The sequence below is a fragment of the Mycobacterium sp. E2462 genome (assembly GCF_001672685.1).
Lineage (GTDB): Bacteria > Actinomycetota > Actinomycetes > Mycobacteriales > Mycobacteriaceae > Mycobacterium.
In genome coordinates this window covers 1-19,349 of the sequence record NZ_LZKC01000313.1, presented here as the reverse complement: position 1 = coordinate 19,349, position 19,349 = coordinate 1, and the positions used below count along the sequence as shown (strand labels likewise).

General features: G+C 69.4%; 25 protein-coding genes and 1 pseudogene. 8 read left to right on the top strand and 18 right to left on the bottom strand.

The genetic code is table 11. The features are described from left to right. Positions 1-56 precede the first annotated feature (56 nt). From A5714_RS15985 to secY, 5 genes are read right to left on the bottom strand one after another with little or no spacing between them, the layout of a single operon-like run. Positions 57-791, bottom strand: coding sequence for an anti-sigma factor (locus A5714_RS15985; RefSeq protein WP_068286586.1), 735 nt, complete (start codon positions 789-791; stop codon positions 57-59). 31 nt (positions 792-822) lie between these two features. After that, positions 823-1,368 (bottom strand): sigma-70 family RNA polymerase sigma factor, encoded by a 546-nt coding sequence (locus A5714_RS15980; RefSeq protein ID WP_082959779.1) that lies wholly within the window; start codon positions 1,366-1,368, stop codon positions 823-825. 39 nt (positions 1,369-1,407) lie between these two features. Continuing rightward, positions 1,408-2,220 carry a type I methionyl aminopeptidase gene (map, locus tag A5714_RS15975; RefSeq protein WP_068286585.1) on the bottom strand — a complete coding sequence of 271 codons (813 nt, stop codon included), beginning with the start codon at positions 2,218-2,220 and terminating at the stop codon, positions 1,408-1,410. Next, complete coding sequence (locus A5714_RS15970) at positions 2,220-2,765, bottom strand: adenylate kinase (RefSeq protein WP_068204755.1); 546 nt, start codon at positions 2,763-2,765, stop codon at positions 2,220-2,222. Before A5714_RS15970 ends, map begins: the two co-directional genes overlap by 1 nt. Beyond that, positions 2,762-4,087, bottom strand: a complete 1,326-nt coding sequence (gene secY / locus A5714_RS15965; RefSeq protein WP_068073365.1) for a preprotein translocase subunit SecY — start codon at positions 4,085-4,087, stop codon at positions 2,762-2,764. The genes A5714_RS15970 and secY overlap by 4 nt, the downstream gene beginning before the upstream one ends. 262 nt (positions 4,088-4,349) lie before the next feature. On the opposite strand from secY, the gene A5714_RS15960 reads away from it, so the two are divergent. The 3 genes from A5714_RS15960 to A5714_RS15950 are packed head-to-tail and all read left to right on the top strand — an operon-like array spanning position 4,350 to position 7,115. Further along, positions 4,350-5,252: a class I SAM-dependent methyltransferase gene (locus A5714_RS15960; protein WP_068286584.1), complete on the top strand. Its 903-nt coding sequence runs from the start codon at positions 4,350-4,352 to the stop codon at positions 5,250-5,252. A 7-nt stretch (positions 5,253-5,259) separates the two neighbouring features. After that, positions 5,260-6,189 (top strand): class I SAM-dependent methyltransferase, encoded by a 930-nt coding sequence (locus A5714_RS15955; protein ID WP_068286582.1) that lies wholly within the window; start codon positions 5,260-5,262, stop codon positions 6,187-6,189. Then, a complete protein-coding gene (locus A5714_RS15950; protein WP_068286581.1) occupies positions 6,186-7,115 on the top strand; it encodes a class I SAM-dependent methyltransferase in 930 nt (309 codons plus the stop codon). Before A5714_RS15955 ends, A5714_RS15950 begins: the two co-directional genes overlap by 4 nt. A gap of 4 nt (positions 7,116-7,119) precedes the next feature. On the opposite strand, the gene A5714_RS15945 is transcribed toward A5714_RS15950, so the two are convergent. Beyond that, complete coding sequence (locus A5714_RS15945; RefSeq protein ID WP_068286578.1) at positions 7,120-7,785, bottom strand: GNAT family N-acetyltransferase; 666 nt, start codon at positions 7,783-7,785, stop codon at positions 7,120-7,122. A gap of 181 nt (positions 7,786-7,966) precedes the next feature. On the opposite strand from A5714_RS15945, the gene A5714_RS15940 reads away from it, so the two are divergent. Genes A5714_RS15940 through A5714_RS15930 form a run of 3 tightly spaced genes read left to right on the top strand, consistent with a single transcriptional unit; the run spans position 7,967 to position 10,783 of the window. Next, on the top strand, positions 7,967-8,923 hold the full coding sequence (locus tag A5714_RS15940) for a class I SAM-dependent methyltransferase (protein ID WP_068286575.1): 957 nt from the start codon (positions 7,967-7,969) through the stop codon (positions 8,921-8,923). An 11-nt stretch (positions 8,924-8,934) separates the two neighbouring features. Beyond that, on the top strand, positions 8,935-9,846 hold the full coding sequence (locus tag A5714_RS15935; protein WP_068286571.1) for a class I SAM-dependent methyltransferase: 912 nt from the start codon (positions 8,935-8,937) through the stop codon (positions 9,844-9,846). A gap of 22 nt (positions 9,847-9,868) precedes the next feature. Then, entirely contained in the window at positions 9,869-10,783 is a 915-nt protein-coding gene (locus A5714_RS15930) for a class I SAM-dependent methyltransferase (RefSeq protein WP_068286569.1), read from the top strand. A 4-nt stretch (positions 10,784-10,787) separates the two neighbouring features. Here A5714_RS15930 and sppA read toward each other — a convergent pair whose 3' ends face one another. After that, positions 10,788-12,575: a signal peptide peptidase SppA gene (sppA, locus tag A5714_RS15925; RefSeq protein ID WP_068286567.1), complete on the bottom strand. Its 1,788-nt coding sequence runs from the start codon at positions 12,573-12,575 to the stop codon at positions 10,788-10,790. Between the two features lie 39 nt (positions 12,576-12,614). Here sppA and A5714_RS15920 point away from each other — a divergent pair, with 39 nt between their 5' ends. Further along, positions 12,615-13,544 carry an LLM class flavin-dependent oxidoreductase gene (locus tag A5714_RS15920; RefSeq protein WP_068073382.1) on the top strand — a complete coding sequence of 310 codons (930 nt, stop codon included), beginning with the start codon at positions 12,615-12,617 and terminating at the stop codon, positions 13,542-13,544. On the opposite strand, the gene rplO is transcribed toward A5714_RS15920, so the two are convergent. The 11 genes and pseudogenes from rplO to A5714_RS26175 all read right to left on the bottom strand — a co-directional run. Next, a complete protein-coding gene (gene rplO / locus A5714_RS15915) occupies positions 13,545-13,985 on the bottom strand; it encodes a 50S ribosomal protein L15 (RefSeq protein WP_068073384.1) in 441 nt (146 codons plus the stop codon). After that, positions 13,982-14,197: a 50S ribosomal protein L30 gene (rpmD, locus tag A5714_RS15910; protein WP_068073386.1), complete on the bottom strand. Its 216-nt coding sequence runs from the start codon at positions 14,195-14,197 to the stop codon at positions 13,982-13,984. The genes rplO and rpmD overlap by 4 nt, the downstream gene beginning before the upstream one ends. After that, the gene (gene rpsE, locus A5714_RS15905; RefSeq protein WP_068073388.1) at positions 14,194-14,868 is read right to left on the bottom strand and encodes a 30S ribosomal protein S5; all 675 of its coding nucleotides are present in this window, start codon (positions 14,866-14,868) and stop codon (positions 14,194-14,196) included. Before rpsE ends, rpmD begins: the two co-directional genes overlap by 4 nt. Before the next feature lie 38 nt (positions 14,869-14,906). Beyond that, positions 14,907-15,275, bottom strand: a complete 369-nt coding sequence (rplR, locus tag A5714_RS15900; RefSeq protein ID WP_082959780.1) for a 50S ribosomal protein L18 — start codon at positions 15,273-15,275, stop codon at positions 14,907-14,909. Positions 15,276-15,316: 41 nt separating this feature from the next. Beyond that, positions 15,317-15,856, bottom strand: a complete 540-nt coding sequence (gene rplF / locus A5714_RS15895) for a 50S ribosomal protein L6 (protein ID WP_068073392.1) — start codon at positions 15,854-15,856, stop codon at positions 15,317-15,319. Positions 15,857-15,866: 10 nt separating this feature from the next. Further along, complete coding sequence (gene rpsH, locus A5714_RS15890) at positions 15,867-16,265, bottom strand: 30S ribosomal protein S8 (RefSeq protein ID WP_068073394.1); 399 nt, start codon at positions 16,263-16,265, stop codon at positions 15,867-15,869. Between the two features lie 84 nt (positions 16,266-16,349). After that, complete coding sequence (locus A5714_RS15885; protein ID WP_068073396.1) at positions 16,350-16,535, bottom strand: type Z 30S ribosomal protein S14; 186 nt, start codon at positions 16,533-16,535, stop codon at positions 16,350-16,352. Between the two features lie 2 nt (positions 16,536-16,537). After that, entirely contained in the window at positions 16,538-17,101 is a 564-nt protein-coding gene (gene rplE / locus A5714_RS15880) for a 50S ribosomal protein L5 (RefSeq protein ID WP_068073398.1), read from the bottom strand. Continuing rightward, positions 17,101-17,418, bottom strand: coding sequence for a 50S ribosomal protein L24 (gene rplX, locus A5714_RS15875; protein WP_066945894.1), 318 nt, complete (start codon positions 17,416-17,418; stop codon positions 17,101-17,103). Before rplX ends, rplE begins: the two co-directional genes overlap by 1 nt. Beyond that, positions 17,419-17,787, bottom strand: coding sequence for a 50S ribosomal protein L14 (gene rplN, locus A5714_RS15870; protein WP_003403649.1), 369 nt, complete (start codon positions 17,785-17,787; stop codon positions 17,419-17,421). A 207-nt stretch (positions 17,788-17,994) separates the two neighbouring features. After that, positions 17,995-18,840, bottom strand: a pseudogene (locus tag A5714_RS26175) (DUF222 domain-containing protein); the annotation flags it as partial. A 3-nt stretch (positions 18,841-18,843) separates the two neighbouring features. On the opposite strand from A5714_RS26175, the gene A5714_RS15860 reads away from it, so the two are divergent. After that, positions 18,844-19,349, top strand: a 506-nt coding sequence (locus A5714_RS15860) for a DUF222 domain-containing protein (RefSeq protein ID WP_369829448.1), incomplete at its 3' end; no start/stop codon positions are given.

Here is a 19,349-nt window from a genome sequence, read left to right as displayed (position 1 = left end):
GGTTTCGAGGCGGCCACGCCCCTTCTTACCGCACCGCCCCCGCCGGCGGGTGGACCTCACAGCGAGCGTTGCAGCAGTACCTGCCCGTTGTCGGCCCCGACCACCTGCACCGCGGCGATCTGGTCGACCGGGGTGGAGATGCTGGCCGCGGGCGTCGCCGTGTGACCGGGCACGGCCACCCAGGTGGCCAGCCGGGTCTGACTTCCGTCGCGGCCCACCACCACCAGCGCCAGCGTGTCGTGATGCGCGTTCAGCGGGGCCAGGCAGACGCAACTCAGGTTGATCGACGTCCCCCAGTGCTGGCTGGTCACCGCGACCGAGGAGGTCAGCAGGTTGGTGCCGACCTGCGACATCTGCTGCGACGCGGCCTGCGGCAAGTGCTGGGGCGGCTGGGTGACGTACCCCTGCACGCCCGCGAACACCCCGAGCCCCAGGACCACGGCCGCGGCGGCGGAAGCCACCCAGGTCACCATTCGGGTGCGGCGGCGCCGCCAGCGCACCGTCGCCAGCAACGCCGGCAGCAGTTGCGGCGACATCTCCGGCGGCTCCGGCAACTCCGCGCCGCGGGTGTCGATCCCGGCCACGTCCTCGCGGCTCGGCTGCGAGAGCAGCGCAGGCACTCCGCTCAGATCGGCGACCGCCTCGCGGCACGCCGGGCACTGCACCATGTGCGTCTCGAATTCCCGACGCTCGGCCGCGGACAAGGAGCCCAGAACGTATGCGGCGTCCCACATCGCGTAGCGATCATCGGGAGTACCGACACCCAGCACAGGCGTCCTCATTTCCTTCATGTCCCCATCACCCCCAAGTCTGCGGAGCCCCTCATCGGGTGACTCCGAGTTCCTGCAGAGTGAGTCGCAACGCGCGCACGGCATAGTGTAGTCGCGACTTCACCGTTCCCTCGGCGATGCCGAGGTCTGCAGCAATCTGTGCGGTGGTCCAACCGCGGTAGTAGGACCGTTCGATGACGGCCCGGTGCTCCACCGACAGCTGGACCATGGCGTCGGCGATCAGCAACCGGTCCAAGGCCGCGTTGACCTCGTCCGGCGTGGACTGCTCCGGGGCGCCCGCCTCGTCCGTCGAGCCGACGACGTTGCGATAGCGCGCGCTGCGCCGATCGTCGATGATCATGTTGCGGGCCACCGTGAACAGCCACGCCCGCGCCGACCGCTCCGTGTCGCCGATCACCTCGGGATGCTGCCAGGCCCGCAGCAGCGTCTCCTGGACCACGTCTTCGGACTGGCTTGCGTCCCCCGTCAGTCGCAAAGCGTAGCGCCACAGCACCGCGGCGTGTTCGTCGTACAGCGCCTTCATCAGAGCGGCTTCCGCAGCCCCAGACGCCCTCCATGTGCCGGCAACCCGAGCCACTCGATCACCTCCGACTACTGAAACGAGTCGAACGGCTGGTCAGTTCAGTTCGGCGCCCAAGGTCAGGATGCGCGGCCCGGAGTCGGTGACCGCAACCGTGTGTTCCCAGTGTGCCGCACGCGAGCCGTCGGTGGTGGTGACCGTCCACTCGTCGTCGAGCACCACGGTTTTGCCGGTGCCCAGGGTCAGCATCGGCTCGATGGCCAGCACGGATCCCGGCGCCAGCAGCGGGCCGCGCCCGGGTGCACCCTCGTTGGGCAAGAAGGGGTCCATGTGCATGTGCCGGCCGATGCCATGGCCGCCGTAACCCTCCACGATGCCGAACGCCCGGCCGTAGCGCTCGGCGGCCGCGCGGGTGCCGGTCTCGATGGCGTGCGAGACGTCGGTCAGGCGGTTGCCGGCGACCATCGCCGCGATGCCGGCCTCCAGCGACTCCCTGGTGGCCCGCGACAGGACGTCGTCGGCCTCGCTGAGCGCGCCCACCCCGAAGGTGATCGCGGCGTCGCCGTGCCAGCCGTCGAGCACCGCGCCGCAGTCGATGGACACCAGGTCGCCCGGCGTCAGGGTTTCGGCCGCCGAGGGGATTCCGTGGACCACCCGCTCGTTCACCGAGGAGCAGATCGACGCCGGGTAGCCGTGGTAACCCAGGAACGACGGGACGGCGCCCGCCTCGCGGATCACCGATTCGGCGATCTCGTCGAGGCTCAGCGTCGACACCCCGGCGATCGCGGCCGCGTGAACCGCGTGCAACGCCGCCGCGACCACCGCGCCCGCCGCGGCCATGGCGTCGAGTTCACCGGCGCTGCGCTGCGGCACGACTTTGCGGCTGCGCAGCCGCGCCAGCGTCACGATTACTGGCCCAGCGCTTGCAGCGCGCGGGCGAAGACCTCGTCCATGGTTCCGACGGCGTCGACGGTCTTGAGCTCGTCGCGGTAGTAGTCCAGCAGCGGCGCGGTCTCGTCGCGGTAGACCTTCATCCGGTTGATGATGATCTCCTCGGTGTCATCGGCACGCCCGCGGCCCTTGAGCCGCTGCAACAACTCGTCCTCAGAGACCCGAAACTCCAACACCGCATCGATGTCCCCACCCCGGCGCTCGAGCATGCCGTGCAACGCCTTGGCCTGCTCCACCGAGCGCGGATACCCGTCCAGGATGAACCCGTTGGCGACGTCGGGATCATCGAGACGGTCCGCGACGAGCTGATTGGTCAACTCCGAGGGCACCAAATCACCGGCATCCAGGTAACGCTTGGCCTCCAGCCCCAACTCGGTGCCGTTCTCGATGTTGCTGCGGAACAGATCACCGGTGGACAGATGCGGGATCCCCAACTTCTCGGAGAGCTTTTGAGCCTGCGTTCCCTTGCCCGCCCCGGGCGGCCCCAGCAAAACGACTCTCACTTGAGGAACCCTTCATAGTTGCGCTGCATCAGCTGACTCTCGATCTGCTTGACCGTATCCAAGCCGACGCCAATCATGATCAAAACCGCGGTACCGCCGAACGGCAAGTTCTGCACCGCTCCGCCGTTGCCGATCTGCAGGAAGAGGTTCGGCAACACCGAGATCGCGCCGAGGTAGATCGAGCCCGGCAGGGTGATCCGGCTCAGCACGTAACGCAGGTAGTCGGCGGTGGGTTTGCCCGGCCGGATGCCGGGGATGAACCCGCCGAACTTCTTCATCTCGTCGGCCCGCTCGTCGGGGTTGAACGTGATCGAGACGTAGAAGTACGTGAAGAAGATGATCAAGCCGAAGTAGATGCTGATGTAGATGGGGTCGCTCGGGTCGGACAGGTAGCTGCCGACGAACTTGTCCCACCAGCTGTTGCCGACGCCGCCGCTGCCGCTGCGGATCAGCTGGGTGATCAGGTGCGGGATGTAGATGAGCGACGAGGCGAAAATGACCGGGATGACGCCGGCCTGGTTCACCTTGAGCGGCAGGTACGTCGACGTCCCGCCGTACATGCGCCGGCCCACCATGCGCTTGGCGTACTGCACGGGGATGCGGCGCTGACCCTGCTCGACGAACACCACGCCGACGATGATGAGCAGCGCGGCGACGCACACCGCCGCGAAGATCGCACCGCCGCGGCTGTCCAGGATGGACTTGCCCTCGGCGGGGATGCGGGCGGCGATGCCGACGAAGATCAGCAACGACATGCCGTTGCCGATGCCGCGCTCGGTGATCAGCTCACCCATCCACATGACCAGGGCGGCGCCGCTGGTCATCACCAAGACGATGACGACCAGCGTGAAGATGCTCTGGTCGGCGATGATGTCCAGCGAGCAGCCCTGCAGCAGCCCGCCGTTGGCGGCCAGGGCCACGATGCTGGTGGCCTGGAGGATGGCCAGCGCGATCGCCAGGTAGCGGGTATACTGCGTCATCTTGGCCTGGCCAGACTGGCCCTCCTTGCGCAGTTCCTCGAACCGCGGGATGACGACCGTGAGCAGCTGCACGATGATGCTGGCGGTGATGTACGGCATCACGCCCACCGCGAAGACCGTGAGCTTGAGCAGCGCCCCGCCGGAGAACAGGTTGATCAGCGAGTAGATCTGTCCGGCCGCGCCGCCGCTGGCCTCTTTGATGCACTGCTGCACGTTGGGGTAGTTGACGCCGGGCGACGGCAGCGCGGCGCCGACGCGGTAGAGGACGACGATGCCAAGCGTGAAGAGGATCTTCCGTCTCAGATCGACTGTCCGCAGCGATGAGATGAAAGCCGAAAGCACTCTTCCTCCTGCGCAGCCGGGGTGTGATCCTGCAATTACGCGCCCAACACTCGCAGGCCAGGACGTACGGCGTCGCGCGTCAAACCGTGTACGAGACTAACAGCTGACCGGGGCGGCTCCGGTCATGGGCCGTTTAGCAGCCCGCGCCGGCCGCCGCCACGCGCCCGCGCCGCACCCGAAAAGGTCACAGGAAATGCAAAGCGAATAGGCGTAAAGTACGAGTCGCTCGTTGCTTTTGCTAAATATTTGAAACAGGAGCAGCATGACACGCACCGATCAAGACACCTGGGACTTGGCCTCCAGCGTCGGCGCGACCGCCACCATGGTCGCCGCGGCACGTGCGCTGGCCAGCGAGGGCCCCCACCCCATCATCGATGACCCCTTCGCCGCGCCGCTGGTGCGTGCAGTCGGGCTGGAGTTCTTCCGCCGCCTGGTGGACCACGACATCGAGGCCGGCCCCGACGGCGGCGAGCAGGACCTGCAGCTCGAAACCGACTCGATCGCCGTGCGCACCCGCTTCTTCGACGACTTCTTCCTCAACGCCGCCCGCGACGGGATCCGCCAGTCGGTGATCCTGGCCGCCGGCCTCGACGCCCGGGCCTACCGCCTGAGCTGGCCGGCCGGGACCGTCGTCTACGAGGTGGACCAACCGCAAGTGGTGGAGTTCAAAAGCACCACGATGGCCGGCCTGGGCGCCACGCCCACTGCGGAGCGGCGCACGGTCAGCATCGACCTGCGCGACGACTGGCCGGCCGCCCTGCGGGCCGCGGGGTTCGACGTGTCCCAGCCGAGCGCCTGGAGCGCCGAAGGCCTGCTGATGTACCTGCCGCCCGAGGCGCAGGACCGGCTGTTCGACAACATCACCGCGCTCAGCGCCCCGGGGAGCAAGCTGGCCACCGAGTACCACGGCGACTCCGGCCGCACGATGAGCGAGCGCGCGAAGCAGTTCAACGAGCGGTGGGCCAACATCGGGTGCGACATCGACCTGTCGGGGCTGTTCTTCGACGGCGAGCGCAGCAACGTCGTGGACTACCTCGGCGGCCTGGGCTGGCAGGTGAGCACGCGGGAGCGGCGCGAGTACTTCGCCGACTACGGACTGGCCTTCCCGGACGACGAAACCTCGCAACTGCGCAACATCGTCTCCGTCGTCGCCACGCTGGGATAGGGGCGCCATGACCACCAACACCCACCGTTTCGACGGCGACACGTGGGATCTGGCGTCCAGCGTCGGCGCCACCGCCACCGCGGTGGCCGCCCGGCGGGCGCTGGCCTCCAAGGGCCCCGGCCCGCTGCTCGACGACCCTTACGCCGAACCGTTGGTGACCGCCGTCGGCGTCGACGCCTTCATCCGCATGATGAACGGTGACATCGAGGTCGCCGAGGACGACCCCGCGTTCACGGCCCGGCGGCTCAGCGAGGGCATGGCCGTGCGCACCCGGTTCTTCGACGCGTTCTTCCGCGACGCCACCGACGCCGGTATTCGTCAGGCCGTCATCCTGGCGTCCGGGCTTGACACCCGCGCCTACCGGTTGCCGTGGCCGGCGGGCACCGTGCTCTTCGAGATCGACCAGCCGACGGTCATCGAATTCAAGACCCGGACCCTGGCCGATTTGGGCGTGAGCCCGGCCGCCGACCGCCGCGCGGTGGGCGTCGACCTGCGCGACGACTGGCCAGCCGCCCTGCGCGACCACGGGTTCGACGCGGGGCGGCCGACGGCGTGGATCGCCGAAGGGCTGCTCGGTTACCTGCCGCCCGACGCGCAGGACCGCCTGTTCGACAACATCACCGCGCTATCCGCCGCCGAGAGCCGGATCGGCACCGGCTACGTCCCGGACATCCGCGACCGCATCGAGAAGCGGGGCCGCGACATCAGCCAGCGCTGGCGGCGGCTCGGGCTGGACCTGGACTGGAAGGACCTGGTGTACGCCGGCGAACGCCACGACGTGGTGGCCTACCTGGCGGAGCGCGGTTGGGAATCCACCGCGCACAGGACCCCGGAGCTCTACGCGCAGAACGGGTTCGAGTTCCCGCAGGACTCGACGGCCGCTTTCGGGGACATCAAGTATGTGACGGCGACGCTGATGGAGAAGGGCGCAGGATGACACGCACCGACCAAGACACCTGGGATCTGGCCTCCAGCGTGGGCGCGACGGCGACGTGGGTGGCCGCCGCCCGGGCACTGGCCAGCAAGCGCGCCGACGCGTTGATCGACGACCCGTTCGCCGACCCCCTGGTCCGCGCGGTGGGCAAGGAATTTTTCATCCGCGTGCTCGACGGCGAGATCACCGACGAGACCGGCGGCCTGGAACCCGACGCCGACCACGACGTCGAATACAACCTGCAGCGGATGGTCAACATGATGGCCACCCGCACCCGCTTCTTCGACGATTTCTTCACCGACGCGACCGCCGCCGGCGTCGGCCAGGCCGTCATCCTCGCCTCCGGACTCGACTCACGCCCGTACCGCCTGCCGTGGCCGGCGGGGACGGTCGTCTACGAGGTCGACCAGCCGGCGGTGATCGAGTTCAAGTCCGCCACGCTGGCGCGGCTGGGCGCCGAGCCCACCGCGGACCGGCGGACCGTCGCGGTCGACCTGCGGGACGACTGGCTGACGCCGCTGCGCCAAGCGGGCTTCGACGAGTCGCGGCCCAGCGCATGGAGCGCCGAGGGATTGCTGATGTACCTGCCGCCCGAGGCGCAGGACAAGCTGTTCGACGCCATCACCGCGCTGAGCGCCCCGGGCAGCCGGCTGGCGACCGAATACCACCGCGACGGAATGCCACTGCTGGAACGACGGACCAAGGCGATGGCGCGCCGCTGGGGGCCGTACGGGTTCGACGTCGACGTGTCGAACCTGGTCTATTACGGCGAGCGCACCCCCGCGGCCGACTACCTGAGCGCCCGCGGGTGGCAGGTGTCGACGCGCACCCGCGCGGACATGTTCGCCGAGGCCGGGCTCACGGTTCCGCCGGGCGACAGCCTGGAGTCGCTGCAGAACAGCATCGCCGTCACCGCGGTGCTGCAATAGCGAGTCAGCGCGGGTTGGCCGCCGGCGCGCGGACGACCATCGGCACCGCCGGGAAACACCACGCCATCTCCGAGCGCGACTTGCGCAGCGCGGCGGTGCCGTAGCCCCGCTTGCGGTGGTCGGGGTGGATCCAGATGCGTACGGAGACCTCGCCGTGGGCCAGCTCGCCGAACACCATCCCCACCTTCTGCCCGGAGTCGACGGCCACGAACCAGGCGGCCTCTTCGTCGTCGACGCGGTGCAAGGCGGCGCTGATCTCGTCGTCGAGGTTGCCGGCCGGGCCGCCGGAACCGTCGCCGGCCGCTCCCATCTCCTCGGTGCGGACCGCGAAGATGTCGCGGTCCTCGGTCGCCGAGAACGGCCGCAGCTCCAGGGTGTCCCCCGAACTCGCCGGGCGCTCGCCCAGGGTGAAGCTGAGCTGGGCGTTGAGGTCTTCGAGTTCGGCGAGGATCTTGCGCCGCGAGTCGATGGTGAGCTGATCGAACGACATGCTCATCACCGCTTCGGCGGCCGCCGCGTTGGTCTCCAGCAGGGCGGCGATCGCCGCGACCGCCGCCGCCCGGTTCTCGGATTCCACGACGGCGTCGGCGATTTCGTGCCGCCGCTCCACGGCTTTGGACAGGGCGTCGGCGATCTCGCGGCGGGCGGCTTTGCGGTCGTGGTCGGTCATTGCATCAGCCTAGAACGCCGGTGGGCGGATCGCGCTACATCCGACCGTAACTTCGTCGCGGCGTGCGGGTGGCCGCGCGACGACGTCTGGCGGTTGCCCGCACCGCCGGGAGGCGTAAAGTGGTGGTTATATCGGCTAATTATTAACTGAGGACGACTAACTATTTTGTGAGGGGCGGTTCATGAGTTCGACGAGGTATGACGGCGACACCTGGGATCTGGCGTCCAGCGTGGGCGCGACCGCGACCATGGTCGCCGCGGCGCGCGCGATGGCGACCCGCGCCGAGCGGCCGCTGATCGACGATCCGTTCGCCGAACCGCTGGTCCGCGCAGTCGGGGTCGACCTGCTGACGAAGCTCGCCAGCGGCGAGCTGGACCCCGGCGAACTCAACGACGTGCACGACGGCGCGACGGGGTCCACCGGCGCGATGTCCCGGATGGCCGACAACATGGCCGTCCGCACCAAGTTCTTCGACGAGTTCTTCCTCAACGCGACCAGCGCGGGCATCGAGCAGGTGGTCATCCTCGCCTCGGGCCTGGACGCCCGGGCGTACCGGCTCGCCTGGCCGGCCGGCACCGTCGTGTACGAGGTGGACCAGCCCGAGGTGATCGAGTTCAAGACCCGCACGCTGGCCGAGCTCGGCGCCCAACCCACGGCCGAGCGCCGCGTGGTGGCGGTCGACCTGCGCGACGACTGGCCGGCCGCGCTGCGCGCCGCCGGCTTCGACCCGGACCGGCCGTCCGCCTGGAGCGCCGAGGGCCTGCTGGGCTACCTGCCGCCGGAGGCGCAGGACCGTCTGCTCGACACGATCACCGAACTCAGCGCACCGGGGAGCCGGCTCGCCACCGAAAGCGCGCCCAACCCCGAACCGGGTGAAGAGGACAAGCTCAAGGAGCGCATGCGCGCGATCTCCGAGCGCTGGCGCGCGCACGGCTTCGACCTGGACATGGCCGGGCTGGTCTACTTCGGTGAGCGCAACGAGGCGGTACCGTACCTCGGCGCCCAGGGCTGGGAGCTGACCAGCGCCAGCATCCGAGACCTGTTCGCCGCCAACGGTCTTCCGCCGTTCGACGACGACGACATGCGGATGGGCGAGATGCTTTACACCAGCGGCACCCTGACCAAGAACGCGGAATAGGAGCGCGGCCGATGACTGCCAACACTGGACGAACCGAGGGTGACAGCTGGGATCTGGCGTCCAGCGTGGGCGCGACCGCGACGATGGTCGCGGCGTCTCGTGCGCTCGCCTCCCAGGGGCCCGACGCGCTGCTCGACGACCCCTGGGCCGATCCCCTGGTGCGCGCCGTGGGGCTGGACCCGTTCATCCGGATCATCGACGGCGACCTCGACTTCGACGACGACCCGCTGCTGAACCGGCGCACCCGGATCGAGCAGATGACCGTGCGCACCAGGTTTTTCGACGACTTCTTCACCGGCGCCGCCGGTGCGGGTGTCCGCCAGGCGGTGATCTTGGCGTCCGGCCTCGACACCCGGGCCTACCGGCTGGCCTGGCCGGCCGGGACCGTCGTCTACGAGGTGGACCAGCCGCGTGTGATCGAGTTCAAGAGCACCACGCTGGCCGGGCTCGGCGCCAAGCCGACCGCCGAGCGCCGCGCCGTCGCCATCGACCTGCGCGACGACTGGCCGGCGGCGTTGCGCCAGCACGGCTTCGACGTCGACCAGCCGACCGCGTGGAGCGCCGAGGGGTTGCTGCCCTACCTGCCGCCGGAGGCGCAGGACCGGCTGTTCGACCACATCACCGCGCTCAGTGCGCCGGGCAGCCGGCTGGCGACCGAACACGTGCCAGACCCGAACGCGTTCACCAACGAGCGGATCCAGAGCATCACGCAGCGGTGGCGCCGCGCCGGGTTCGACCTCGATGCGGCCGACCTGTTCTACCAGGGTGAGCGCAACGTCGTGGTCGACTACCTGAGCGAGCACGGTTGGCAGGTGACCGCCCACCCCGCTAAGGAGCTGTACGCGCGCAACGGATTTGAGTTCCCGGAGACCGAGCTGGCGGCCTTCGGCGACCTGCACTACGTCGCCGCGACCCGCGACTGATCCGCTCGGTAGGGTTTGTCCCATGCCTCGCACGCACGACGACGAGTGGGACCTGGCCTCCAGCGTGGGGGCGACCGCGACCATGGTGGCGGCCGGCCGCGCGATGGCGACCAAGGACCCCCGCGGTCTGATCAATGACCCGTTCGCCGCGCCGCTAGTGCGCGCCGTTGGGCTGGACTTCTTCACCAAGATGATGGACGGCCAGCTCGACCTCGACGCGATCGACAACATGTCGCCCGAGCGCCTGCAGGCCATCTCCGACGGAATGGCGGTGCGCACCAAGTACTTCGACGATTACTTCGCCGACGCCATGGCCGCCGGGGTGCGTCAGGCGGTGATTCTGGCCTCCGGACTGGACGCGCGCGCCTACCGGTTGCCCTGGCCGGCCGGCAGCGTGGTCTACGAGATCGACCAGCCGCGCGTCATCGAATTCAAGACCGCGACGCTCGCCGGGATCGGCGCCGAGCCCACCGCGCAGCGCCGCACCGTGCCCATCGACCTGCGCGCGGACTGGCCGGCCGCGCTCAAGGCGGCCGGTTTCGATCCGGCGGCGCCGACGGCCTGGCTGGCCGAGGGGCTGCTGATCTACCTGCCGCCGCAGGCGCAAGACCGGTTGTTCGACGACATCACCGCGTTCAGCGCGCCGGGCAGCGCGATCGCCACCGAATTCGTGCCAGGCATCATCGATTTCGACGTCGATCGGGCCCGCGAGCTGTCCGAGTCGTTCCGCCGGCACGGCGTTGACATCGACATGGCGTCGCTCGTCTACACCGGCGAACGCCATCACGTCGTCGACTACCTGTCGGGTGCGGGCTGGTCCGCGGAAGGCGTCACCCGCGCAGAACTGTTCGCCCGCAACGGGCTTGAGGCGCCCGCCCCCGACGAGGACGACCCGCTCGGCGAGATCATCTTCATCAGCGGCAGGCTGGCCGGGTAGCGCGCTACAGGCGCTCCCGGCCCACCCACAGCACGCTGGCCCCGGTCACCGATCGCTCCACTTCCGCCACCGCGCCGGCGATCACGCGGCTCAGGATCGCGCCCACGGCGTCCGGCACGGAGGCGGCGGCCGGTTGCGAGGAGGCCCGCGGCCGCACGAAGTCCATCAGCGACGCGCTCGGGTAGCTGACGATTCGGACGCTCGCGTCCTCGTCCAGCCCGGCGAGCACCTTGGCCCGGCGCACTGCGGTGCGGAACCCGCCGAGTTCGTCGACCAACCCGCGGTCGAGGGCGTCCGCGCCGGTCCAAACCCGGCCCCGCGCAACCCGATCCACGGCGTCGGTGGTCAGGTTGCGGCCCTCGGCCACCCGGTGCACGAAGTCGTCGTAGACCAGGTCGGCCTCCGCCTCACGGTGAGCGCGCTGCTCGGGCGTGAACGGCGCGTCGATGGCCCAGGCGTCGGCGTTAGGGTTGGTGCGCACGGTGTCCGAGCCCACGCCGAGCCGCTCGAGCAGGTCGCGGATCACCAGCTTGCCGGTGATCACCCCGATCGAACCGGTGATCGTCGCCGGGTTCGCGACGATGGCGTCGGCCGCCGCCGAGATGTAGTAACCACCCGAGGCGGCGACCGTGCCCATCGACGCCACCACCGGCTTGCCGCCCGTGCGCGCCCGCTTCACCTCACGCCAGATGGTCTCCGACGCGGTGACCGAACCGCCAGGACTGTTCACGCGCAACACGATCGCTGCAACGTTCTCGTCGGCGGTGGCTTCCCGCAGCGCCGCCGCGATCGTGTCACCGCCCACCGTGCTGGACCCGAACGGCAGGAACTGCGGGCCGCCGCGGCCGTCGACGATCGTCCCGTCGACGTGGACCACCGCGAGGACCGGCTTGGCCCGGCGACCCGGGACCGACGGCACCGGCGGGGCCAGCCGCGGGCGCGCCGCACCGGCGTAGCGCGCCAGGTACAGCCGCGGCGGCTCGTCGTCCGAGGGGTCATCGGAGGAAACAGCTTCGACGCCAGCGAGTTCCGCGATCCGCGCGTAAGCCTCGTCGCGGAATCCGATCCGGTCGACCAGACCCGACGCGACGGCGTCGTCGCGCAGTAGCGGGGCGCGGTCGGCCAGGGCGTCGAGCGCGGCGCGGTCCAGCTTGCGCGATTCGACCACCGCCTGCCACACCTGCTCCTGCAGGCTGTCGAGCATCCGGGTGACGGCCTCGCGGTGCGCCTCGGTGAAACCCGGCTCGGTGAAACGGTTTGCGGCCGACTTGTATTCGCCGCGCGCGACGAATTGGGCTTCGATACCGGCCTTGTCGAAGGCGTCGCGCAGGAAGGTGGCGTTGCTGGCGAACCCGACCAGGCCGACGCTGCCCGACGGCTGCATCCACACCTCGCCGAACGCCGACGCCAGGTAATACGACAACGTGCCCGGGTAGGTCTCGGCCCAGGCCAGCGACGGCTTGACGGCGGTGAAGGCGGCGACGGCGGCGCGCAGCTCCTGCACCGCCGCGGACGGCGAGGCCGCGAGCTGGACGCGCGCGATGAGCCCGGCGACGCGCGGGTCCTCGGCGGCGCGGTGAATGGCGGCGACGGTGTCGCGTAGCGTCGCCTGCCGATTGCCGCCGGCGATGAGCGCCAGCGGATCGAAGCCCGTGGTCTCCGGCGGCACCGCCCGCAGGTCGAGTTCGAGGACGACGCCGTTGGGCACGCCGTGGTGGCGGGCGGTGTCGACGCGGTCGGCCAGCGCGCGGATATCGCTGACGCCGGGCAGGGCAGACAGGAAGGCGAACATGTTCTGCAGCGTACCGATCGGGCGCCGTAGGGTGAGCCCGTGAGGTTTTGCATCGCCATCCCCCAGTTCGACTACGACGAATTCGACGCCGACGGGCTGCGCGCGTTCCTGACGCGCGCCGAGGAACTGGGCTTCGAGGGGGCGTGGACGCTCGAGCAGACGATCGGCGAGGCTCCCTTGCTGGCCCCGCTGGAGTTGCTGTCGTTCTGCGCGGGCTGCACCGAACGGCTGCGCCTGGGCGTCGCGGTGCTGGTGACGTCGCTGCACGAACCCCTGCAGCTGGCGTCGGCCGTCACGACGGTGGACCGGATCAGCCGCGGCCGCCTCGACGTCGGCGTGGCGCCCGGCGGCGGCGGGCGCAGCTTCGCCGCGTTCGGCGTCGACAAAAACACTTTCATCTCGTACTTCACCGAAGGCCTGCAGTTGATGAAGGCGGCCTGGTCCGACGAGCCCCGGGTGACCTACCACGGGCGCTTCCGCGACGTCGACGACCTCCCCTTCGCGCCCAAGCCGGTGCAGCGCCCCCACCCGCCGATCTGGTTCGGCGGTCTAGCGCCCAAGGCGTTGGCCAGGGCGGTCCGTCACGGCGACGCGTTCATGGGCGCCGGCTCGTCGACCACCGAGTCCTTCACCAAGGTGGTGCCGATCCTGCGCCGCGAGCTCGACGAGCAGGGCAAAGACCCGGCGCGCTTCACCATTGGGAAGCGGGTCTACCTCATGGTGGACGACGACGCGGCGCGGGCCCGCGAGCGGGTCTTGAAAGGGTTGGACCGCATCTACGGCAACGTGATCCCGGGAATCGAAGCCGTGCCGGTCTGCGGCACCCCCGACGACGTGGTGCTGGGGCTACGCGAGGTCATCGACGCCGGGGCGCAGCTGCTGCTGCTCAATCCCGTCGGCGTCGATGTACCCGAGAACCGCGAACAGATGGAACGCCTTGCCGCAGAGGTCATTCCGCGGTTGAGCTGATCACAGCTCGGTGGCGCTGCCCCCCGCGGCGGTGATCTTCTCGCGCGCGCTGCCGCTGAACTTGTGCGCGGACACCTCGACCGAGACGGTCAGCTTGCCGTCGCCGAGGACCTTGACCAGCGAGTTGCGGCGCACCGCACCCTTGGCCACCAGGTCGTCGACGCCGATCGAGCCGCCCTGCGGGAACAGCCGGTTGATATCCCCGACGTTGACCACTTCGTACTCGGTGCGGAATCGGTTGCGGAAACCCTTGAGCTTGGGCAGCCGCATGTGGATCGGCATCTGCCCACCCTCGAAGGTGGTCGGAACGTTCTTGCGGGCCTTGGTGCCCTTGGTGCCGCGGCCCGCGGTCTTACCCTTGGATCCCTCACCGCGGCCGACCCGGGTGCGGGCGGTCTTCGACCCGCGCGCCGGCTTGAGGTCGTGCAGCTTGATCGTCATTTCGTGCTACCTCCGCTGCCGGCGGCTGTCGCCTCGGCCGGCTCCACCTCGACGAGGTGGCTGACCACCGCGATCAGACCGCGGATCTGTGGGTTGTCGTCGCGGACCACCGAGTGGCGGATCCGCCGCAGGCCCAGGGTGCGCAGGCTCTCGCGCTGCTTCCAGCGGGCGCCGATGGTGCTGCGCACCTGGGTGATCTTGAGTTGGCTCATTGCGGTGTCGTTCCCTCTCGCGCGGCACTGGCGGCCAGCGCGTCGCTCTCGCGCCGCGCCCGCAGCATCCCGGCGGGGGCGACGTCCTCGATGGGCAGTCCGCGCCGGGCGGCCACCTCTTCGGGGCGCTGCAGCAGCTTGAGCGCGGTGACGGTCGCGTGCACGACGTTGATCGCGTTGTCGCTGCCCAGGGACTTGGCCAGGATGTCGCGCACCCCGGCGCATTCCAGCACCGCACGCGCCGCGCCGCCGGCGATCACACCGGTACCGGGGCTGGCGGGGCGCAGCAGCACCACACCGGCGGCCGCCTCACCCTGCACCGGGTGCGTGATGGTGCCGCCGATCAGCGGGACGCGGAAGAAGCCCTTGCGGGCCTCCTCGACACCCTTGGCGATGGCGGCCGGGACCTCTTTGGCCTTGCCGTAGCCGACGCCGACCATGCCGGCGCCATCACCCACGATGACCAGGGCGGTGAAGCTGAAGCGTCGACCACCCTTGACCACCTTGGACACGCGGTTGATCGCGACGACCCGCTCCAGGTAGTTGCTCTTGTCGCCGTCGCGGTCGCGGCCACGGCCACCGCCGTCGCGCCGACCCCGGTCACGGTTGTCGCCGCGCGAGTCGCGGTTGTCGCCGCGGGCCTCGGGGCCGCCGGCTGACTGTTCCGCCATTATGCGGTCCTTCCGGTCTTGTTCAGGCTCTTGCTCATCTAGAAACTCAATCCGTTCTCGCGGGCGGCATCCGCCAGCGCCGCGATCCGTCCGCCGTAGGTGTAGCCGCCGCGGTCGAACACGACGCTGTCGATTCCGGCGGCCTTGGCGCGCTCGGCGATCAACTGGCCGACCCGCACGCTGCGGGCCTTCTTGTCACCGTCGAGGCCGCGCACGTCGTCCTCGATCGAGGACGCGGCGGCCACCGTGGTGCCGTTCTCGTCGTTGACCAGCTGCACATGGATGTGCCGCGACGACCGGTTGACCACCAGGCGCGGACGCTCCGGGGTGCCCGCGAGCTTCTTACGCAGCCGCGCGTGCCTGCGCAGTCGGGAGACCCGGCGAGTCGCGGAGATGTTCTGGCCCACCGGCTTACGCGCGGCGGCGTCACCTTGTGATTGCGCCATGATTACTTACCTGTCTTTCCGACCTTGCGGCGGATCTGCTCGCCCTCGTAGCGCACGCCCTTGCCCTTGTAGGGGTCGGGGCGGCGCAGGCGGCGGATGTTCGCCGAGATCTGGCCGACCTTTTGCTTGTCGATCCCGGAGATCGAGAACTTCGTCGGCGACTGCACCGCGAAGGTGATTCCCTCGGGCGCCTCGATCACCACCGGGTGGCTGTAGCCCAGCGCGAACTCCAGGTTGGCGCCCTTGAGCTGCACGCGGTAGCCGACCCCGAAGATCTCCATCTTGGTCTCGTAGCCCTGCGTCACACCGGTGACCAGGTTGGACACCAGCGTGCGGGACAGCCCGTGCAGCGACCGGTTGCGCCGTTCATCGTTGGGACGGGCGACCACGATCGCGCCGTCGTCGTTACGCGACACCGTGATCGGCTCGGCGACCGTCAGGTTCAGGGCGCCCTTGGGCCCCTTGACCGAGACGTTCTGGCCGTCGATCGTGACGTCGACCCCGGTCGGAACCGGAACCGGCTGCTTACCAATACGTGACATGTCTATCCCCTCACCACACGTACGCGAGGACTTCGCCGCCCACGCCCTGTCTGGCTGCCTGACGATCGGTCAGCAGGCCCGAGGAGGTCGAGATAATCGCCACGCCCAGGCCGCCGAGAACGCGCGGCAGGTTGGTGGACTTGGCGTACACCCGCAGGCCCGGCTTCGACACCCGGCGCAGGCCGGCGATGCTGCGCTCCCGGCTGGGGCCGTACTTGAGCTGAACGATCAGTGACTTGCCGACCCGAGCATCCTCGGTGCGGAAGTCGGTGATGTAGCCCTCGCTCTTGAGGATCTGGGCGATGTTGGCCTTGATCTTCGAGTGAGGCAACGTCACCTCGTCGTGGTACGCCGAATTGGCGTTGCGCAGACGTGTCAAGAAGTCTGCGATCGGGTCCGTCATTGTCATGACAGCGTCTATAACCTTCCTCGCGATGGTTCCCGGACGGGCCTGTCGCGCACCTGTTCTGGGTTGGTCTCGGGTTGTCCTGGCTTACCAGCTGCTCTTCTGCACGCCGGGCAGTTCACCCGCGTGCGCCATCTCGCGCAGGCAGATCCTGCACAGGCCGAATTTGCGGAAGACCGCACGCGGACGCCCGCACCGGTTGCAGCGGGTGTAGCCGCGCACCGCGAACTTCGGTTTGCTGTTGGCCTTGTTGACCAGTGCCTTCTTCGCCATGCTCAGTTCTCCTTGAACGGAAAGCCGAGGGCCCGCAACAGCGCTCGTCCTTCGTCGTCGGTCGTCGCCGAGGTGACGACGTTGATGTCCATGCCGCGGGGCCGGTCGATCTTGTCCACGTCGATCTCGTGGAACACCGACTGCTCGGCGAGCCCGAAGGTGTAGTTGCCGACGCCGTCGAACTGCTTGGGCGACAGCCCACGGAAGTCGCGGATACGGGGCAGCGCGATGGAGGTGAGCCGGTCGAGGAACTCCCACATCCGGTCGCCGCGCAGCGTCACCCGGGCGCCGATCGGCATACCCTCGCGCAGCTTGAACTGGGCGATCGACTTGCGCGCCTTGCGGATCTCGGGCTTTTGGCCAGTGATGAGCGTCAGGTCGTTGACGGCGCCGTTGATCAGCTTCGCGTCGCGGGCGGCCTCGCCGACGCCCATGTTGACGACGACCTTGGTCACCGTCGGGATCTGCATCACGTTGGCGTAGCCGAACTGCTGCTGCAACGAGTCACGAATCTCGCTGCGGTAGCGCTCTTTCAGCCGCGGCTGAACCTTCTCAGCAGTAGTCATCAGATGTCCTTGCCGTTGCGCTTGGAGATGCGGACGCGCTTGCCGGTCTCCTCGTCGACCCGGTAGCCGACTCGGGTGGGCTTGCCGTCGGAGTCGACGACCATCACGTTGGAGGCGTCGATCGGGGCCTCCTGGGTGACGATCCCGCCCGACTGCGCGCCGCGCTGGTTGCTCGACACCGCGGTGTGCTTCTTGATCGAGTTGACGCCCTGCACCAGCACCCGGTTGCGCTCGGGGTAGACCTTGAGCACTTTGCCCTTGGCGCCCTTGTCCTTGCCGGCGATCACCAGGACGGTGTCATCCTTCTTGATCTTCATCTACAACACCTCCGGGGCCAGCGAGATGATCTTCATGAACCGCTTCTCGCGCAGTTCGCGGCCGACCGGCCCGAAGATGCGCGTCCCGCGGGGGTCGTTGTCGGGCTTGATGATGACGGCGGCGTTCTCGTCGAACTTGATGTAGCTGCCGTCGGGACGCCGGCGCTCCTTGACCGTCCGCACCACGACGGCCTTGACCACGTCACCACGCTTGACGTTGCCGCCCGGGATGGCGTCCTTCACGGTGGCGACGATGACATCCCCGATGCCGGCGTAGCGTCGCGACGAACCGCCGAGCACCCGGATGCACAAGATCTCCTTGGCGCCGGTGTTGTCGGCGACCTTCAGCCGCGATTCCTGCTGAATCACTCGATCTCCTGACCTGGTTACGTGTGCACGGCAGGAGACTCACCGGTGATGAGCGTGCGGCGGGCATGACCCACCAACAACCTGACGTGCGCGGTCTTATTGCCGAAGGGCACGCGGGGCCGATTCGCACCGGCCGAGGTCTGCCCAAGGCAACCCCTAGAGTCTAGGGGACGACCAGCTCAGAGCCAAATTCGCGGAACGGGGCCTCTAGAAGGGTGGCGGATCGGGGTCAGCGGCGCTGGGCGGTGCGGGTACAGCGGCAGTGGGCGGTGCGGGTGCAGCGGCGCTGCGGGGTGCGGGTACAGCGGCAGGAACCCGACGGGCGGCGCGGTTGTGGTGACGTTCGGTGGCCACGCGGCGGGCGCGATCCTGGCTGCGGGTGCGGCGGCGCTTGGGCATCATGGCGCCGCGCTGGTCGCAGTAGTCGGGGCGCGCCGCGGGGTCGGCCGTCAGGTGGCCGGTCGGGGTGCACAGGTGCGGAAACAGCAGGGCACTGCCAGGGGTGGTGACGTAGGTCTGGCCGCCGGGCAGCGTCCAGATCACCGTGCCATCGGGAAGCTGCCGGTCGCCCCAGCCCCAGAACGTTTTGAGGAGATGGTGGGTGCGGCATAACGCTTTGAGATTCGACGCGTGCGTGGCCCCGCCCCGGCCGTAGGGCACCGTGTGGTCGATGTCGCAATCGGTGGCCGGGCGGTCACACCCCGGTGCCCGGCAGGTCATGTCCCGGCAGCGCACGAAGTCGGCCAACGCCTTCGAGGGTAGGTAGCCGGCCTCGGGCGGCGCATCGGCCGGATGCGCGAGCGGGACCCGCTTCGCCGACTCGGCCAGCTCGGCCACCAGCTCGGGTGGCAACAATCCCTCGCTCCCGAGCTGCGCCCCGGGCGCCGTGCCGGAGCCGTCGAGCGTCGCCTGCTCGGCTATCACGTGGACGACGACGGGCCCCGCTGTACGACCGACCGCGGCGCATTCTCGGCGCCCGCACCGACAACCCATTCGATCCGCCCCGGCCGCCAACACCCCCAGGGCATCGGCGCGGCGCTGGGAATCAGTCTGGGCTTGGCGGCCAGCCGGCTGCGTTATGCCCGGGCGATGCGCGAGCGGCTGCCGCGGGTAGGGGCAGTGTTCGCCGCGGGGGACATCGACTACCGGACGTTCCAGACGGTGGTGTTCCGCACCGATCTGATCACCGATGCCCAGGTGTTGGCCGCGGTCGACGGGCAATTGGCCGCGCGGGCAGCGCGCTGGCCGTCGATGACGCACGGTCGCCTCGCCGCCGCGGTGGACCGGGTGGTGTGCCGCGCGGACGCCGACGCGGTGCGCCGCCGCCGCGAGCGCGCCGCGGGCCGCGAGATCTGGATCGGCGACGGCGGGGATGGGTTGGCCCGTATCGAAGGCAGCCTGTTGAGCCCGGACGGGCGCGCGCTCGACGCGCGCCTGGACGCGCTGGCCGCCACGGTGTGCGTCCACGACCCGCGGACTCGCGAGCAGCGCCGCGCCGATGCCCTGGGGGTGTTGGCGGCCGGGGCGGATCGAATGGGTTGTCGGTGCGGGCGCCGAGAATG

What these genes read in the sequence shown, in the direction of transcription:
- A5714_RS15985 (WP_068286586.1), bottom strand. Translation starts at nt 791, where the DNA reads ATGAAGGAAATGAGGACGCCTGTGCTGGGTGTCGGTACTCCCGATGAT.
- A5714_RS15960 (WP_068286584.1), top strand. Translation starts at nt 4,350, where the DNA reads ATGACACGCACCGATCAAGACACCTGGGACTTGGCCTCCAGCGTCGGC.
- A5714_RS15955 (WP_068286582.1), top strand. Translation starts at nt 5,260, where the DNA reads ATGACCACCAACACCCACCGTTTCGACGGCGACACGTGGGATCTGGCG.
- A5714_RS15950 (WP_068286581.1), top strand. Translation starts at nt 6,186, where the DNA reads ATGACACGCACCGACCAAGACACCTGGGATCTGGCCTCCAGCGTGGGC.
- A5714_RS15945 (WP_068286578.1), bottom strand. Translation starts at nt 7,785, where the DNA reads ATGACCGACCACGACCGCAAAGCCGCCCGCCGCGAGATCGCCGACGCC.
- A5714_RS15940 (WP_068286575.1), top strand. Translation starts at nt 7,967, where the DNA reads ATGAGTTCGACGAGGTATGACGGCGACACCTGGGATCTGGCGTCCAGC.
- A5714_RS15935 (WP_068286571.1), top strand. Translation starts at nt 8,935, where the DNA reads ATGACTGCCAACACTGGACGAACCGAGGGTGACAGCTGGGATCTGGCG.
- A5714_RS15930 (WP_068286569.1), top strand. Translation starts at nt 9,869, where the DNA reads ATGCCTCGCACGCACGACGACGAGTGGGACCTGGCCTCCAGCGTGGGG.
- sppA (WP_068286567.1), bottom strand. Translation starts at nt 12,575, where the DNA reads ATGTTCGCCTTCCTGTCTGCCCTGCCCGGCGTCAGCGATATCCGCGCG.
- rplO (WP_068073384.1), bottom strand. Translation starts at nt 13,985, where the DNA reads ATGACGATCAAGCTGCACGACCTCAAGCCGGCGCGCGGGTCGAAGACC.
- rpmD (WP_068073386.1), bottom strand. Translation starts at nt 14,197, where the DNA reads ATGAGCCAACTCAAGATCACCCAGGTGCGCAGCACCATCGGCGCCCGC.
- rpsE (WP_068073388.1), bottom strand. Translation starts at nt 14,868, where the DNA reads ATGGCGGAACAGTCAGCCGGCGGCCCCGAGGCCCGCGGCGACAACCGC.
- rplF (WP_068073392.1), bottom strand. Translation starts at nt 15,856, where the DNA reads ATGTCACGTATTGGTAAGCAGCCGGTTCCGGTTCCGACCGGGGTCGAC.
- rpsH (WP_068073394.1), bottom strand. Translation starts at nt 16,265, where the DNA reads ATGACAATGACGGACCCGATCGCAGACTTCTTGACACGTCTGCGCAAC.
- A5714_RS15885 (WP_068073396.1), bottom strand. Translation starts at nt 16,535, where the DNA reads ATGGCGAAGAAGGCACTGGTCAACAAGGCCAACAGCAAACCGAAGTTC.
- rplE (WP_068073398.1), bottom strand. Translation starts at nt 17,101, where the DNA reads ATGACTACTGCTGAGAAGGTTCAGCCGCGGCTGAAAGAGCGCTACCGC.
- rplX (WP_066945894.1), bottom strand. Translation starts at nt 17,418, where the DNA reads ATGAAGATCAAGAAGGATGACACCGTCCTGGTGATCGCCGGCAAGGAC.